The sequence below is a fragment of the Streptomyces sp. NPDC033966 genome (assembly GCF_055575955.1).
Genome location: NZ_JBVIRQ010000004.1, coordinates 312,214 through 328,067 on the forward strand (window position 1 = coordinate 312,214; position 15,854 = coordinate 328,067).

At 70.8% G+C, this 15,854-nt stretch carries 14 protein-coding genes; 1 reads left to right on the forward strand and 13 read right to left on the reverse strand.

Annotation, left to right across the window (positions count from 1 at the left end):
* Positions 1 to 118 precede the first annotated feature (118 nt).
* The 4 genes from ACZ518_RS13715 to ACZ518_RS13730 all read right to left on the reverse strand — a co-directional run bounded on the left by ACZ518_RS13715 (position 119) and on the right by ACZ518_RS13730 (position 3,123).
* On the reverse strand, positions 119 to 583 hold the full coding sequence (locus ACZ518_RS13715; protein WP_469113222.1) for a GNAT family N-acetyltransferase: 465 nt from the start codon (positions 581 to 583) through the stop codon (positions 119 to 121).
* Complete coding sequence (locus tag ACZ518_RS13720; protein ID WP_469113223.1) at positions 580 to 1,521, reverse strand: RluA family pseudouridine synthase; 942 nt, start codon at positions 1,519 to 1,521, stop codon at positions 580 to 582. The genes ACZ518_RS13715 and ACZ518_RS13720 overlap by 4 nt, the downstream gene beginning before the upstream one ends.
* 64 nt (positions 1,522 to 1,585) lie before the next feature.
* Positions 1,586 to 2,152, reverse strand: coding sequence for a signal peptidase II (gene lspA, locus ACZ518_RS13725; protein WP_469113224.1), 567 nt, complete (start codon positions 2,150 to 2,152; stop codon positions 1,586 to 1,588).
* Positions 2,153 to 2,238: 86 nt separating this feature from the next.
* On the reverse strand, positions 2,239 to 3,123 hold the full coding sequence (locus ACZ518_RS13730) for a TraR/DksA family transcriptional regulator (RefSeq protein WP_469113225.1): 885 nt from the start codon (positions 3,121 to 3,123) through the stop codon (positions 2,239 to 2,241).
* Positions 3,124 to 3,679: 556 nt separating this feature from the next.
* Between ACZ518_RS13730 and ileS the strand changes: the two genes are divergently transcribed.
* Positions 3,680 to 6,826, forward strand: coding sequence for an isoleucine--tRNA ligase (gene ileS / locus ACZ518_RS13735; protein WP_469113226.1), 3,147 nt, complete (start codon positions 3,680 to 3,682; stop codon positions 6,824 to 6,826).
* 262 nt (positions 6,827 to 7,088) lie between these two features.
* Here the strand turns inward: ileS and ACZ518_RS13740 are convergent, their stop codons facing one another.
* The 9 genes from ACZ518_RS13740 to ftsW form a co-directional block, all read right to left on the reverse strand.
* Positions 7,089 to 8,324, reverse strand: coding sequence for a DivIVA domain-containing protein (locus ACZ518_RS13740; RefSeq protein WP_469113227.1), 1,236 nt, complete (start codon positions 8,322 to 8,324; stop codon positions 7,089 to 7,091).
* Positions 8,325 to 8,406: 82 nt separating this feature from the next.
* The gene (locus ACZ518_RS13745; RefSeq protein WP_007263603.1) at positions 8,407 to 8,703 is read right to left on the reverse strand and encodes a YggT family protein; all 297 of its coding nucleotides are present in this window, start codon (positions 8,701 to 8,703) and stop codon (positions 8,407 to 8,409) included.
* A 60-nt stretch (positions 8,704 to 8,763) separates the two neighbouring features.
* Complete coding sequence (locus tag ACZ518_RS13750) at positions 8,764 to 9,381, reverse strand: cell division protein SepF (RefSeq protein WP_007263604.1); 618 nt, start codon at positions 9,379 to 9,381, stop codon at positions 8,764 to 8,766.
* Positions 9,382 to 9,550: 169 nt separating this feature from the next.
* Positions 9,551 to 10,270: a YggS family pyridoxal phosphate-dependent enzyme gene (locus tag ACZ518_RS13755; RefSeq protein ID WP_469113228.1), complete on the reverse strand. Its 720-nt coding sequence runs from the start codon at positions 10,268 to 10,270 to the stop codon at positions 9,551 to 9,553.
* Positions 10,271 to 10,273: 3 nt separating this feature from the next.
* The gene (gene pgeF, locus ACZ518_RS13760) at positions 10,274 to 11,005 is read right to left on the reverse strand and encodes a peptidoglycan editing factor PgeF (RefSeq protein ID WP_469113229.1); all 732 of its coding nucleotides are present in this window, start codon (positions 11,003 to 11,005) and stop codon (positions 10,274 to 10,276) included.
* Positions 11,002 to 12,204 (reverse strand): cell division protein FtsZ, encoded by a 1,203-nt coding sequence (gene ftsZ / locus ACZ518_RS13765; RefSeq protein WP_388935446.1) that lies wholly within the window; start codon positions 12,202 to 12,204, stop codon positions 11,002 to 11,004. Before ftsZ ends, pgeF begins: the two co-directional genes overlap by 4 nt.
* A 280-nt stretch (positions 12,205 to 12,484) precedes the next feature.
* Positions 12,485 to 13,342, reverse strand: coding sequence for a cell division protein FtsQ/DivIB (locus tag ACZ518_RS13770; protein WP_469113230.1), 858 nt, complete (start codon positions 13,340 to 13,342; stop codon positions 12,485 to 12,487).
* 23 nt (positions 13,343 to 13,365) lie between these two features.
* Entirely contained in the window at positions 13,366 to 14,457 is a 1,092-nt protein-coding gene (murG, locus tag ACZ518_RS13775) for an undecaprenyldiphospho-muramoylpentapeptide beta-N-acetylglucosaminyltransferase (protein ID WP_125598165.1), read from the reverse strand.
* A 6-nt stretch (positions 14,458 to 14,463) separates the two neighbouring features.
* Positions 14,464 to 15,825 carry a putative lipid II flippase FtsW gene (ftsW, locus tag ACZ518_RS13780; protein ID WP_469113231.1) on the reverse strand — a complete coding sequence of 454 codons (1,362 nt, stop codon included), beginning with the start codon at positions 15,823 to 15,825 and terminating at the stop codon, positions 14,464 to 14,466.
* Between the last annotated feature and the right edge of the window lie 29 nt (positions 15,826 to 15,854).

A 15,854-nucleotide genomic window follows, 5' to 3' on the forward strand; every position in this document is an offset into this window, starting at 1 on the left:
CCGTTCCTCCCCCAGTTACCGCTGGGAGGGGCCAAGCCCGCGCAACGGCACACCACCCGCACGCGCCCCACCGGCCACAGCCACGTCAAGAACGGCGCGGCGCGTCAGGAAGGCGTGGCTACGGCAGGGTTCGCCGCATCGCCCGGTGCGGGATACCCGCGTCGGCGAACTCCGGCCCGTACGCCTCGTACCCCAGCCGCTCGTAGAAGCCCAGCGCATGTGTCTGCGCGCCGAGCGACACCACGGCCAGCCCCCGCCGCCCGGCCTCCGCCTCGATCGCGCGGACCAGCGCCACCCCGACTCCCAGCCCGCGGGCGGACCGGCGTACGGCCAGCCGCCCCAGGGAGCCGACCTCCGGAGACCCGGTCTTGGCCAGGGCCTCGGGCCCGTACAGCAGACGGCCGGTGCCCACCGGTTCCCCGTCCGGGCCGACGGCCAGTACGTGGACCGCGACCGCGTCGTACGCGTCGTACTCGATCGACTCCGGCACGGACTGCTCCACCACGAACACCTCGGTCCGCACGGCGTAGCAGGCCGCCAGGTCGGCCTCCGAGGAGGCCACCCTCACGGAGACGGCAGTCACTGGCTCTCGGCCCGGATCACATCCAGCGCGTGCTGGAGGTCCGCCGGGTAGCCGCTCTCGAACTCCACCCACTGCCCGTCGGACGGGTGCTCGAAGCCGAGCCGCACCGCGTGCAGCCACTGCCGGGTCAGCCCGAGCCGCTTCGCGACGGTCGGGTCGGCCCCGTAGGTCAGGTCGCCGACGCAGGGGTGGCGGTGGGCGGACATGTGCACGCGGATCTGGTGGGTGCGGCCCGTCTCCAGCTTGATGTCCAGCAGGGAGGCGGCCCGGAAGGCCTCGATGAGGTCGTAGTGGGTGACCGACGCCTTGCCGTCCTGGGTCACCGCCCACTTGTAGTCGGCGCTCGGGTGGCGCCCGATCGGCGCGTCGATCGTGCCGCTCATCGGGTCCGGGTGGCCCTGCACCAGCGCGTGGTAGCGCTTGTCGACGACGCGCTCGCGGAACTGGTTCTTCAGCGAGGTGTAGGCGCGCTCGGACTTGGCCACGGCCATCAGGCCGGAGGTGCCGACGTCGAGGCGGTGCACGATGCCCTGGCGCTCGGAGGCGCCGGAGGTGGAGATGCGGTAGCCGGCGGCGGCGAGGCCGCCGATGACGGTGGTGCCGGTCCAGCCGGGGCTGGGGTGGGCGGCGACGCCGACCGGCTTCATGATGACCACGACGTCGTCGTCGTCGTGGATGATCTCCATGCCGGGCACGGGCTCGGCCACGAGCTCGACGGGCCGCGGCGGGGCCGGCATCTCGACTTCCAGCCAGGCGCCGCCGTGGACGCGCTCGGACTTGCCGACGACGCTGCCGTCGACCGAGACCTTCCCCTCCGCCGCCAGCTCGGCCGCCTTCGTCCGGGAGAAACCGAACATACGGGCGATGGCGGCGTCGACGCGCTCGCCTTCAAGGCCATCGGGAACGGGCAGGGTGCGGATCTCGGGAATCGTACTCACCTGTCGAGTATGCAGGACTCGACGCGCGGGCATTCCCGCCCGAGCTCCGGGACCGGGTCCGCAATCAGTCCTTGTGTACGGTGCCGTCCGGGTCCAGGCCCTTGAAGGACAGCAGGACGATCAGGATGCCGCCGCACACGATCGCCGAGTCGGCGAGGTTGAACACGGCGAAATGGGCCGGCGCGATGAAGTCGACGACCGCGCCCTGGAACACGCCCGGCGCACGGAAGATCCGGTCGGTGAGATTGCCCAGCGCACCGCCCAGCAGCAGGCCCAGGGCGATCGCCCACGGCAGGCTGTACAGCTTCCGGGCCAGCCGGACGATCACCACGATCACGGTCGCCGCGATACAGGTGAAGATGATCGTGAAGGCCTCGCCGATGCCGAAGGCGGCGCCCGCGTTGCGGACGGCGGAGAGCTTCAGCCACTCGCCGATGATCTCGATCGGCGGCTGGTGTTCCAGTTTGGCCACGACCAGCATCTTGCTGCCGAGGTCGAGCAGGTATGCGAGCACCGCGACGACCAGCAGCGCCGCGATCCGCCTGCGCCCGCGGGGCCCGACGGGCTCCGACTGCGGCTCGGCGTCGTCCCCGACCTCCGGCATACCGATGATGCGCTCCGCCTCTGCCACGTGAGTCCCTCGAACTAGCTCGAACCAGGTACGGGAACCTTCATCCCGACGAGACACGAGAGTACGTCAGTACGCATAGGTCCTGGCTAGTGCCTTCGCTCCTGCTTCTGCTTGCAGTCCACGCACAGCGTCGCCCGCGGGAAGGCCTGCATGCGGGCCTTGCCGATGGGCCTGCCGCAGTTCTCGCAGAGGCCGTACGTGCCCGCCTCCAGCCGCTCCAGGGCCCGCTCGGTCTGCTCCAGCATCGAGGTGGCGTTCGCGGCGAGGGCCAGCTCGGACTCCCGGGTGATGTTCTTGGTCCCGGTGTCCGCCTGGTCGTCGCCCGCGCCGTCGCCGGAGTCCCGCATCAGGCCCGAGATGGCCACCTCGGAGGCGTCCAGCTCGGCCCGCAGCCGCAGCACCTCGCTCTCCAGCTCGGCCCGTGCCTCGGTGACCTCCTCGGGGGTCCAGGGGTCCTCCCCCTCGCGTACGGCGAGCTCGCCGGGGGCCCTGGCGGCCTTCACCTTGGGGAGCCCGCTGGTGGCGGTCCCGGCCGTCTTCCTGGCCGTACCCGCAGTCTTCTTGGCAACCACTTTCCGAGCTCCCGTCTTCCGCGCGGCCGGGGCCGCCCCCTCGGACACGGCCGTCTTGGCCGCGGCCTTGCTCGTGGTACGCCCGGCAGCCGCCTCGGCCGGGGCCTTCTCGGCCGCCGGCTTCTTCGCCGCCGCCTTCTTCGCCGCCGCCTTCACGGCCGGGGCCTTCTTCACCGCCGCCTTCGCGGCGACGGCCTTCTTCACCGGGGCTTCCTTCACCGCCGCCTTCTCGGCCACCGCCTCCTTGGCGGCGGCCTTTTCGGCGACGCCCTTCTTGGCCACGGCCTTCTCGGCGACAGCCTTCTTGGCGGCGGCCGCCTTCTTCGCCGGGGTCCTTCCGGCCGCCTCCTTGACCGCGGGCTCGGCCACCTCCCGTGTCCCCGTCTTCTTCGCCACCATGGCCGCGGCCCCTTTTCACATACTGTGATCTTGTTCGCAGATCGTGCCGGAACGATAAATCGCCTCCGACCCCACGGCAACGGGGCACGCGTCCGTCGAGGTCAACCTGCATCCGTTGTGCCCAGCGGGGAGCCCCGTAATCCGCCCCACCCGCCCCAGTGGATCCCGGAGCCGCCCGTCAGCCCATCCGGGTCACGCCGCGACCCGCCCCGCGACGCGCCGCAGGCCCCCGCAAAACCGGTCTGCCGACCCGCGCCCCGGCCCGTACACTGGGCGCAGCGAAAGGCATGGATGGGGACGAGTAGCGTCGGACGCAGCCAGGAGCGACCCGGGGACGGTGAGAGCCCGGGGGCGAGCGCGATGCGAAGGATCACCCCGGAGCCGCCGGAAGAAAGCCCGCACGGATCCCCGTACGGCGAGTAGAACCGGCTTCGCATCCCAATGAGGGGGCCGCCGGACCCGTCCGGAGGCCAAGGAGGGTGGTACCGCGGGAGCAGCAGACGCTCTCGTCCCTCCGGACGGAAGTGACACACCGCCGGAGGAAGAGTTCAGCCTCATGACCACACCGCCCCAGTACCGCCCGGTACCCGCCCAGGTCGACCTGCCCGCCCTCGAACACGCCGTCCTCGACTTCTGGCGCGAGAGCAAGACCTTCGCCAAGACCCTGGAGCAGTCCGAGGGCCGCCCCGAGTGGGTCTTCTACGAGGGCCCGCCCACCGCGAACGGCATGCCCGGCGCCCACCACATCGAGGCCCGCGTCTTCAAGGACGTCTTCCCCCGCTTCCGCACCATGCGCGGCTACCACGTGGCCCGCAAGGCCGGCTGGGACTGCCACGGCCTGCCCGTCGAGCTGGCCGTCGAGAAGGAACTGGGCTTCAACGGCAAGCAGGACATCGAGGCGTACGGCATCGCCGAGTTCAACGCCAAGTGCCGCGAGTCCGTGACCCGCCACACCGACGCGTTCACCGAGCTCACGACCCGCATGGGCTACTGGGTCGACCTGGACGACGCCTACCGGACCATGGACCCCGAGTACGTCGAGTCCGTCTGGTGGTCGCTGAAGGAGATCTTCAACAAGGGCCTGCTGACCCAGGACCACCGCGTGGCCCCCTGGTGCCCGCGCTGCGGCACCGGCCTGTCCGACCACGAGCTCGCCCAGGGCTACGAGACGGTCGTCGACCCCTCCGTCTACGTCCGCTTCCCGCTGACCTCCGGCCCGCTGGCCGGCGAGGCGGCGCTGGTCGTGTGGACCACCACCCCCTGGACCCTGGTCTCCAACACCGCCGTGGCCGCTCACCCCGACGTCACGTACGTCGTCGCCACCAATGGCGAGGAGAAGCTGGTCGTCGCCCAGCCGCTGCTGGAGAAGGCGCTCGGCGAGGGCTGGGAGGCCACCGGCCGGACCTTCACGGGCAAGGAGATGGAGCGCTGGACGTACGAGCGCCCCTTCGCGCTGGTCCCCTTCGACTCCCCGGCCCACTACGTGGTCAACGCCGAGTACGTCACCACCGAGGACGGCACCGGTCTGGTGCACCAGGCCCCGGCCTTCGGCGCCGACGACCTCGCGGTCTGCCGCGCGTACGGCATGCCGGTCGTGAACCCGGTCCGCGCCGACGGCACCTTCGAGGAGGAGGTCCCGCTCGTCGGCGGCGTCTTCTTCAAGAAGGCCGACGAGCGCCTGACCGCCGACCTCGACGCGCGCGGCCTGCTCTTCAAGCACATCGCCTACGAGCACAGCTACCCGCACTGCTGGCGCTGCCACACCGCGCTGCTCTACTACGCGCAGCCGTCCTGGTACATCCGCACCACCGCCGTCAAGGACGCGATGCTGCGGGAGAACGAGAAGACGAACTGGTTCCCGGACTCGGTCAAGCAGGGCCGCTTCGGCGACTGGCTCAACAACAACATCGACTGGGCGCTCTCCCGCAACCGCTACTGGGGCACCCCGCTGCCGATCTGGCGCTGCGAGGAGAACCACCTCACCTGCGTCGGCTCCCGCGCGGAGCTGAGCGAGCTGTCCGGGCAGGACCACTCGGCCCTGGACCCGCACCGCCCGTACATCGACGACGTGACCTTCCCCTGCACGGCGGAGGGCTGCTCCCTGGAGGCCGTCCGCGTCCCGGAGGTCATCGACGCCTGGTACGACTCGGGCTCGATGCCGTTCGCGCAGTGGGGCTATCCGTACAAGAACAAGGAGATCTTCGAGAAGCGCTACCCGGCGCAGTTCATCTCGGAGGCCATCGACCAGACGCGCGGCTGGTTCTACACGCTGATGGCGGTCGGCACCCTCGTCTTCGACAAGTCGTCCTACGAGAACGTGGTCTGCCTGGGCCACATCCTCGCCGAGGACGGCCGCAAGATGTCCAAGCACCTGGGCAACATCCTCCAGCCGATCCCGCTCATGGACCAGCACGGCGCCGACGCGGTGCGCTGGTTCATGGCGGCCGGCGGCTCCCCGTGGGCGGCGCGGCGCGTCGGCCACGGCACGATCCAGGAGGTCGTCCGCAAGACGCTCCTCACGTACTGGAACACGGTCGCCTTCCAGGCCCTGTACGCCCGTACGTCGAACTGGGCGCCGTCCGCCGCCGACCCGGCGCCGGCCGACCGCACGGTCCTCGACCGCTGGCTGCTCTCCGAGCTCCACACCCTCGTCACCGAGGTCACGGAGGCGATGGAGGCCTACGACACCCAGCGCGCGGGCAAGCTCCTCTCCGCCTTCGTGGACGACCTGTCCAACTGGTACGTGCGCCGCTCGCGCCGCCGGTTCTGGCAGGGCGACGCGGCCGCGCTGCGCACGCTGCACGACGTGGTCGAGACGGTGACCCGCCTGATGGCCCCCCTCACCCCCTTCATCACGGAGCGGGTCTGGCAGGACATGATCGTGCCGGTCACCCCGGACGCCCCGGAGTCGGTGCACCTGTCCACCTGGCCGGTGGCCGACGCCTCGGCGATCGATCCGGTGCTGTCGCAGCAGATGCTGCTGGTACGCCGCCTCGTGGAACTGGGCCGCGCCACCCGCGCCGAGTCGGGCGTGAAGACCCGCCAGCCCCTCTCCCGGGCGCTGGTCGGGGCGGTGGGCTTCGACGCCCTGTCCCCGGAGCTCCAGGCACAGATCACGGAGGAGCTGAACGTCTCCTCCCTGGCCTCCCTGTCCGAGGTCGGCGGCTCGCTGGTCGACACCACGGCCAAGGCCAACTTCCGGGCGCTGGGCAAGCGCTTCGGCAAGGGCGTCCAGGACGTTGCGAAGGCCGTGGCCGCGGCCGACGCCGCCGCCCTGTCCCTGGCGCTGCGCTCCGGCTCGGCGACCATCTCGCTGAACGGCGAGGAGATCGCCCTCTCCCCGGAGGAGGTCATCATCACGGAGACCCCCCGCGAGGGCTGGTCGGTGGCCTCGGACTCCGGTGCGACGGTCGCCCTCGACCTGGAGATCACCCCGGAGCTGCGGCTGGCGGGCCTGGCGCGTGACGCGATCCGGCTGATCCAGGAGGCCCGGAAGAACTCCGGCCTGGACGTGGCGGACCGCATCGCCCTGCGGTGGTCCTCGGACTCCCCGGAGGTCGTGACGGCCCTGACGGACCACGCGGCGCTGATCGCGGACGAGGTCCTGGCGACGGACTACGCCTCGGGCGAGGCCGACGCCGCCTACGGTGACCCGTTCACGGACGAGTCCCTGTCCCTGACGTTCCGCCTCCGCAAGGCTTAACCGGCCCCACCCAGTGGCCCGGCCCACCCCTCCGGGGGCGGTGCCGGGCCACTGCCGTCTCCGTGCCCGCCGCCGCTGCGCGGGGCCGTCCCCTGCCCGCCCTTCCCCCGTTCCCCGGGCTCCGCCCGGACCCGCACCGGCCCCGCCCCAGTCCGGCGGCCTGAGGCTGTCGCGTCAAAAGGAAACGGGCCGGGCCCGGTGCCCCCGTGGGGGTACCGGGCCCGGCCCGTGAAGCGACTGCCGACAGACGCGGCGGCGACGCCTAGTTGTCGTCCTCGTCGATCAGGAAGCCCCGCATGGGAGACGGCGCCTGCATCGGCTGCGGAGCAGCGGGCCGCACCGGAGCCATCGGCTGCGTCATCGCCGGGGACATCTGCTGCTGGCCGCCGTAGGACGGACCGCCGGCCATCGGGGAGGGGCCGCCCATCGGCGACGGGCCACCCATCGGGGACGGGCCACCCATGCCCATGGCACCGGCCGGGGCCATCGACGGGGACGGCGACGGCGGCAGGGCCGGGCCGGCCGGGGTGCGCGGCGGCGCGAGGGAGTCGTCGGCCTGGGTCTCCAGCTGGCGCAGCTGCGACTCCAGGTAGGACTTCAGACGCGTACGGTACTCGCGCTCGAAGCCCCGCAGGTCCTCGACCTTGCGCTCCAGCGTGGCGCGGGCGGACTCCAGGGAGCCCATCGCGACGCGGTGCTTCTCCTGGGCGTCCCGCTCCAGCGCGTCGGCCTTGGCGCGGGCGTCCCGCTCCAGGCCCTCGGCGCGGCTGCGCGCCTCGCCGACGATCTTGTTGGCCTCGGAACGGGCCTCCGCGATCGCCTGGTCGGCGGTCTGCTGCGCGAGCGACAGGACGCGGGCGGCGCTGTCGCCGCCGGGGCCCTGCTGCGGGAGCTGCGGCTGACCCATCGGCTGCATCTGCTGGCCCATCGGCTGCATCTGCTGGCCCATGGGCTGCATCTGCTGGCCCATCGGCTGGCCGAGCTGGTTCTGGCCGCCCATGGACTGCTGCTGCATCTGCTGCTGCATGGGCTGCTGGCCCATCTGCTGCTGCGGCGCCATCGGGTGCTGGCCGCCCATGGACTGCTGCTGCATGGGGCCGCCCATCGGGCCCGGACCCTGCGGTCCGTGTCCACCGGGACCGGCCGGGAGCTGCGGCGGGCCCATCTGCGGCTGCTGCTGGCCACCCGGGAGCTGCGGCGGGCCCATCTGCGGCTGCTGCTGCTGCGGCGGGCCGGATATGGCCGCCGGCACGGGGCCGCCCGGGCGCTGGTCCTGGGGTTCCGGCTTGCGCATGTTCTGCTGCTGCTGCTGGTTCTGCGCGGCGGCACGCGTGGCGGCGGCCAGCTTGGCGCGCAGGTCCTCGTTCTCGCGCAGCAGACGGGTCAGCTCGGACTCGACCTCGTCGAGGAAGGCGTCGACCTCGTCCTCGTCATAGCCTTCTCGCAGGCGGACGGTCGTGAACTGCTTGTTCCGCACGTCCTCGGGAGTCAGCGGCATGTCTTCTTCACCTCTACGTAGTCGTCGGCAGTCGGCAGGACCGTATCGGGACTGTCCCCGCACCTGCGGGGGAGCTCATCGTTCACACGCTTCTCGCAGCGGTGCTCACGAAACTGATGAGGATGTAAACGATGATCATCAGAACGAAGAAGGACAGGTCGAGTGCCACGCCCCCGAGACGCAACGGCGGGATGAAGCGCCGAAGAAGCTTGAGCGGTGGATCGGTGACAGTGTAGGTGGCCTCCAGAACGACCACCATCGCCTTGCCGGGTGCCCATGAACGTGCGAACTGGAACACGTAGTCCATGACCAGTCGGAAGATCAACACGATGAGGAAGCACATCAGCGCGATGTAGACCACCTGCAGTGCGACGCCCATCCCGTGCTTCCCTCTCCCCTGCTTCCGCTCTGTTCCCGGTCCCGTTTCTGACGGATCGGTCTAGCTTTGGTTGAAGAACCCGCCCTCCGCGATGCGGGCCTTGTCCTCCGCCGTGACATCGACGTTAGCAGGAGACAGCAGGAACACCTTCTGTGTCACGCGTTCAATACTGCCGTGCAGACCGAAGACAAGACCGGCGGCGAAGTCCACGAGACGCTTCGCGTCCGTGTCGTCCATCTCCGTGAGATTCATGATCACCGGAGTGCCCTCACGGAAGTGTTCCCCGATGGTACGGGCCTCGTTGTAGGTCCGGGGGTGCAGCGTCGTGATGCGGTACGGCTCCCGCTCGGAGACGACCTTGGGCATGATCACGGGGGCGTTCTTCTCCAGGTTGGTGCGGTCAGGTGTGATGGATGCCACGGGGGCAATTCGCGCGGGACGTCCGTTTTCTGATGGAATTGGGAGGGGTTCGCGCGGAGCCGGCGGCTGTACAGCTCGTACCGGTTCGTCCGTTACGGGCGTTTGGTGCACCGGCTGCTGTCTACGATCCCGGTCTCGGGCCCGTTCCGGTTCCGGTTCGGGCTCGAACTCGTCATCGGGGTCGTACCCCGGGTTGTCGTACCGGTCGTCCTCCACGAGGCCGAGGTAGACCGCCATCTTGCGCATCGCGCCGGCCATTCTCCGAGTCCTCCGCTCTGTGGTGGATCGCCCTGTCGCAGGTGTCGAGTGTCCGTCAGCAAAGTAGCTGTGTCACCAAAGTCACCAACTGCCCGCGATCCACGTGGTCTGTCCGCTCATCTGCGGAAATGACCATATTTTCTGCTGTGGTCCGACTTTCTTCGCGACGTTACCCGAGCCGGGGTCTCGCGCCGAGTACCGCAGTGCCGACGCGTACATGTGTCGCACCCGCCAGCACGGCCTGCTCCAGGTCGGCACTCATCCCGGCCGACACCATCGTGGCAGCCGGATGGGCCTCGCGCAGGCCTGATGACAATTCCATCATCCGCTCGAAGGCGGCCTGTTCGCGTCCCGCGTAGGGACCCGCCAGGGGGGCGACGGTCATGAGGCCGTCGATCCTCAGACCCGGCGCGCCGGCGACGAGGTCCGCCAACTCCGCCATCAGGTCCGGCGCGGCACCGCCCCGGGCCCCGCGCTCGCCCGACTCGGCGTCGAGCGCGATCTGGACGAGGCAGCCGAGCTCGCGCCCCTGCCCCTCCGCGGCCGCCGAGAGCGCGGTGACGAGTTTCGGCCGGTCGACCGACTGCACCACATGCGCGTATCCCGCCACGGAACGGACTTTGTTCGTCTGCAACTGGCCCACGAAGTGCCAGCTCAGCGGCAGATCCGCACAGGCGGCCGCCTTGGGGGCGGCGTCCTGGTCCCGGTTTTCCGCAACATGACGGACACCCAGGTCCGCCAGCAGTCGTACGTCGCTCGCCGGGTAGGTCTTGGTGACCACGATGAGGGTCACCTCCTCCCGCTCGCGGCCGGCCGCCGCGCAGGCGGACGCGATGCGCTCCTCCACCCGCGCGAGGTTCTCCGCGAGCTCGGCCTTACGATCCGTCATTCGTCAGTCCAACCAGACATATCCGGCAAGCCGCCCGGTCACCCGGTCGCGGCGGTACGAGAAGTGGTCCCGCGACTCCAGTGTGCAGACCGGGGAGCGGTGCGCTTGCGCCACCCCCGCCTCCGCCAGCTGCGCGTGCACCCCGGCGACCACGTCGACGGCCGGTGTCCCCCAGCTGGTCTCGGCCCATGCGGCCGGCACCACCTCGGCGACGGCCTCCCGCATCTCGGCCGGCACCTCGTAGCAGCGGCCGCAGACGGCCGGTCCGGTACGGGCGACGATGCGCGCGGGGTCGGCGCCGAGGGCGGTCATCGCCTCGACCGCGGCGGGCACCACCCCCGCGACCAGCCCGGGCCGCCCGGCGTGGGCTGCGCCGGCGACCCTGGCGACGGGGTCGGCCAGCAGGACCGGCGTGCAGTCGGCGGTGAGCACCGCGAGGGCGAGCCCCCGACGCGCGGTCACCACCGCGTCCACGGAGGGGATGCCGGCGCCGGCGGCCCAGGGGCCGTCGACCACCGCCACGTCCCGGCCGTGCACCTGGTTCATCCAGACCACCAGGTCCGGCTCGATGCCCAGGCCCTCGGCCGCGATCGCCCGGTTCGCACGAACGGCGGCCGGGTCGTCTCCGACCGCGCCGCCGAGATTGAGCTCCTCGTACGGAACGGCGCTCACCCCGCCCCACCGGTCGGTGAAGGCGAAGTGGGCGCCGTTCTCGCTGTGCTGCCCCAGGGTCACTTCAAGAAGTCCGGTACGTCCAGCTCTTCGGCCGGGCTGTCCTGGTAGGGCCGGGCCGTCGGGACCTGCGGCGCGGGGGCCACGGGCTCGACCGGGATCTCCACCGGCGCCGGGGGCTCCTCGCGGGGGGTGACCGTGCCGAGTCCGCCGAAGGCCGGCCGGACCGGCTCGGGCGCGCGGACCGGCGCGGGGGCCGGCTCCTCGCGCTTGGTGGACGCGGCGCCGATGACGTTGTCCCGGCGGGCCGGGGGCTGTCCGCCGTCGAAGCCGGCCGCGATGACGGTGACGCGGACCTCGTCGCCGAGCGCGTCGTCGATGACGGCGCCGAAGATGATGTTCGCCTCGGGGTGCGCGGCCTCGCTCACCAGCTGCGCGGCCTCGTTGATCTCGAAGAGACCGAGGTCCGAGCCGCCGGAGATGGAGAGCAGCACGCCGCGGGCGCCGTCGATGGACGCCTCCAGCAGCGGCGAGGAGATGGCCATCTCGGCGGCGGCCACCGCGCGGTCGTCGCCGCGGGCCGAGCCGATGCCCATCAGGGCCGAGCCGGCCTCGGACATCACGGACTTGACGTCGGCGAAGTCGAGGTTGATCAGACCGGGGGTGGTGATGAGGTCGGTGATGCCCTGGACGCCGGAGAGCAGGACCTGGTCGGCCGACTTGAAGGCGTCGAGCACGCTGACCTGGCGGTCCGAGATGGACAGCAGCCGGTCGTTGGGGATGACGATGAGGGTGTCGACCTCTTCGCGGAGCTCGGCGATGCCGTCCTCCGCCTGGTTCGCGCGGCGCCGGCCCTCGAAGGTGAACGGGCGGGTGACCACACCGATCGTCAGGGCGCCGAGCGAGCGCGCGATGTTGGCGACGACGGGTGCGCCGCCGGTGCCGGTGCCGCCGCCCTCGCCGGCGGTGACGAAGACCATGTCGGCCCCCTTGAGGACCTCCTCGATCTCCTCGCGGTGGTCCTCTGCCGCCTTGCGGCCGACGGCCGGGTTGGCTCCGGCGCCGAGGCCCCGGGTAAGTTCACGGCCGACGTCGAGCTTGACGTCGGCGTCGCTCATCAACAGCGCCTGGGCGTCGGTGTTGATGGCGATGAACTCGACGCCCTTGAGACCGACCTCGATCATTCGGTTGATGGCATTGACACCACCGCCGCCGACACCGATGACCTTGATGACTGCGAGGTAGTTCTGCGGTGCTGCCACGTCGAAGGCCTCTCGCCTCGAGTTACGTGTCGCCGCCTCGCGGGCCTGCGTAGCGACGACTGATGCCGAAAAGTGGGACGGTCCGTACGCGCCGACCCGAACCCTCACCCTTAAGTTTAGGGTTAGGGGTGTGTCTGTTCCCTGGACTCTTCCGAACAGGACACTAAGTCGACAAGTAGCGCGTGTTCAACGAACACGCCGAACCTCCCGTTTTTCTTTTCACCCTATGTGATCACCCGTATCGGTGGCCAACCAGGGTGCGTCGGCGTTCGACCTGACGTCAACTCCCGGACACCGCAGGTGCCGTGGGGACGCTCACGTCGAAGTGGTCAGCCTTGGGCGAGGCCTTCAGCAGAGCCGTCAGCGCCCTGCCTTTGGCCTCACCCAGTTCGCCGCTCCCCCAGACGACCGTGCGGCCCCTGGTGAGTTGCAGTACGACCGAATCGTACGACCGGACCGTGACCTGCAGCGTCTCCTTGGAGACGGCCTCGGGGAGGCTTCCGGCGATGCCGACGGCCTCGCGCAGCAGCCGCTCGCCGTCGAAGCGGCGGGCGCTCGGGGAGCCCTCCGCCGCCAGTTCGAGGACCGGAACGTGCTCGGGTGCTTGCCGAACCGTGTCGAATCGCACACCGGAAGCGTCCACTTCGACGAACTGTCCGTCCTTCTTGATGAGCAGGACCGGTTTGCGTTCCGTCACCTTCAGGGCGATCCCGTGCGGCCAGGACCGCACCACGTCGACCGAATCGACGCGGGACAGCCGGCCCCGTACGCGGCCCGCGATCTCGTCGGTGTCGACGCCCACCAGGGGTGCGCCGACGGGCACGGCCGCGGCGGCGAGGACCTGCTCGGGGGTGAGCACCTCGGTGCCGGAGGCCGTGACCTTCTCGACGCGGAGCCAGGAGGAGCCGTACAGCGCCCAGGTGACGCCCGCGGCGAGGAGCACCGCGGCGGCGAGGGAGGCCAGCACGCGGACCCGGCGCGGCAGTGCGCGACGGGGCCCCCGCGGGCCGGATCCCCCCGGCGGTTTCGACGACTTGGGCCGCTTGGAGGCTTTGGGCGCTTTGGATGCGTCCGCACCCGTGCCGCCCTTGCCGCCCCGGCCGGAAGGGCCGCGCCGTGCCGTCGTCGCTCCCGCCACTCCTGTGCCTCCTGGGTCAGCGGTTACCCGCGTGCGGCCGCAATCGCCTCGTAGACCAGACCGACGAGCAGGTCGTCGGCGTCCCGGCGGCCGAACTCGGCGGCGGCGCGGGACATCTCGTACAGGCGGTGCGGATCGGACAGCACCGGGAGGACCTGGCCGAGCACCCAGTCGGGCGTCAGCTCCGCGTCGTCCACGAGCAGGCCGCCGCCGGCCTTGACCACCGGCTGGGCGTTGAGCCGCTGTTCGCCGTTGCCGATGGGCAGCGGTACGTAGGCGGCCGGCAGTCCGACGGCGGAGAGTTCGGCGACGGTCATCGCACCCGCGCGGCACAGCATCATGTCGGCGGCGGCGTACGCGAGATCCATCCGGTCCACGTACGGTACCGGCACATACGGCGGCATCCCGGGCATGTTGTCGACACGCGGCAGTTCGTTCTTCGGGCCGACCGCGTGCAGGATCTGGATGCCGGAGCGCTGGAGGGTCGGCGCGGCCTGCTGGATCACCTCGTTGAGGCGGCGGGCGCCCTGGGAGCCGCCGGAGACCAGCAGCGTCGGCAGGTTGGGGTCCAGGCCGAAGGCGGCGCGCGCCTCGGGGCGGACGGCGGCCCGGTCGAGGGTGGAGATCGAGCGGCGCAGCGGGATGCCCACGTAGCGTGCGCCGCGCAGCTTGCTGTCGGGGGTGGAGACCGCGACGGCGTGGGCGTAGCGGGAGCCGATCTTGTTGGCCAGTCCGGGGCGGGCGTTGGCCTCGTGGACGATGATCGGCACCCCGAGCCGCTTGGCGGCGAGGTAGCCGGGCAGGGCCACGTAGCCGCCGAAGCCGACGACCACGTCGGCCTTGGTGCGTACGAGGATCTCCTCGGCGGCCTTGATGGTGCCGCGCAGCCGCCCGGGGACGGTGATCAGCTCCGGGGTGGGCTTGCGGGGCAGCGGTACGGCGGGGATGAGGCCCAGCTCGTAGCCGCGCTCCGGTACCAGGCGGGTCTCAAGGCCCCGTTCCGTGCCGAGGGCGGTGATGCCCACGGTCGGGTCCTGCCTGCGCAGTGCGTCCGCGAGGGCCAGCGCCGGCTCGATGTGGCCGGCGGTCCCCCCGCCGGCGAGTACGACATGCACCGAAATTCACCGCTCTCCGGACGGACGCCTCTTGACGCGCCGTCTCATCGACTTCCATATCGGCCCGCTCCGCTTCCAGCCGGCTCTCGGCTGTCGCATCGCGAGCGCCGCCCGCGCCGCCGGCTCCTCCCGCGCGAACGCGATGAGCAGTCCGACGGCGAACATGGTCGGCAGCAGGGCCGACCCTCCGTAGGAGAACAGCGGGAGGGGGACCCCGGCGATCGGCAGCAGGCCGAGCACCGCACCGATGTTGATCACGGCCTGGGCCGTGATCCAGGTGGTCACGCCTCCCGCGGCATACCGTACGAAGGAGTCCTCCGTGCGTCCGGCCACGCGGATACCCGCATAGCCTAGAGCCGCGAACAGGGCGAGCACCGACAGCGTCCCTGCCAGACCCAGTTCCTCACCGGTGATGGCAAAGATGAAGTCGGTGTGGGCTTCGGGCAGTTGACCCCATTTTTCCACACTCGCCCCGAGACCGGAACCGAACCATCCGCCGGACGCGAGGGCATAGATCCCGTGTACGGCTTGCCAGCAGAGGTCGTTCTTGCCCGGTTCTGTCGCCCCGAGGCAGGCGAGCCGGTCCATACGGTGCGGGCTGGTCTTGATGAGCAGTGCGACGATCACACCCGCGAAGGCGAGCACGCCCACGAACAGCCTCGTCGGCGCGCCGGCCAGCCACAGCAGGCCGATGAGGACGGCTCCGAGGATCATCGCGGTGCCCATGTCCCCGCCGAGCATGATCAGCCCGAGCAGCAGGAAGGCCACCGGGACCAGCGGCACCAGCAGGTGCTTCCACTGGCTCAGCAGCCCCTTGTCGCCCTTGCGGGCCAGCAGGTCGGCTCCCCACAGGATCAGCGCGAGCTTGCCGAACTCGCTGGGCTGGAGCATGAACGGGCCGCCGAGGGAGATCCAGTTCTGGTTGCCGTTGATCGAGACCCCTATCCCGGGGACCTGGACCAGGACCATCAGGAACAGGGTTCCGGCCAGAACCGGGTAGGAGAGCGCCCGGTGCAGCTTGACCGGCATCCGGGAGGCGGCGAAGAGCAGGACGCCGCCGATCAGGGCGGCCAGGAACTGCTTCTTGAAGAAGTAGGCGTCGCCCAGGCCCAGCTGGAGCGCCTTGATCATGGAGGCCGAGTAGACCATCACCAGCCCGAGCACGGTGATGAGCAACGAGCTGCCGAAAATCAGGTAATACGCGGTGAGCGGGCGGTCCCAGGCCTTGCTCAACTGCCGCTGCGTACGCCGCAGCCCCGACAGCGGCCCGCGCCCTGCGGGCCGCTTGGCCCCGCCCGCCGGGCGTTTGCGGCCCTGCGCCTTGACGGCGGCGGGCCGCCGCCCCGGCAGCATCTGCTTGGCCGGCATCTGTGATCTTCCCCTCCACTCGTACGAGG

Coding starts and splice junctions, on each gene's coding strand:
- ACZ518_RS13730 (WP_469113225.1), bottom strand. CDS start 3,123: ATGGTGGCGAAGAAGACGGGGACACGGGAGGTGGCCGAGCCCGCGGTC.
- ileS (WP_469113226.1), top strand. CDS start 3,680: ATGACCACACCGCCCCAGTACCGCCCGGTACCCGCCCAGGTCGACCTG.
- ACZ518_RS13740 (WP_469113227.1), bottom strand. CDS start 8,324: ATGCCGCTGACTCCCGAGGACGTGCGGAACAAGCAGTTCACGACCGTC.
- ACZ518_RS13745 (WP_007263603.1), bottom strand. CDS start 8,703: ATGGGCGTCGCACTGCAGGTGGTCTACATCGCGCTGATGTGCTTCCTC.
- ACZ518_RS13750 (WP_007263604.1), bottom strand. CDS start 9,381: ATGGCCGGCGCGATGCGCAAGATGGCGGTCTACCTCGGCCTCGTGGAG.
- ACZ518_RS13755 (WP_469113228.1), bottom strand. CDS start 10,270: ATGACGGATCGTAAGGCCGAGCTCGCGGAGAACCTCGCGCGGGTGGAG.
- ftsW (WP_469113231.1), bottom strand. CDS start 15,825: ATGCCGGCCAAGCAGATGCTGCCGGGGCGGCGGCCCGCCGCCGTCAAG.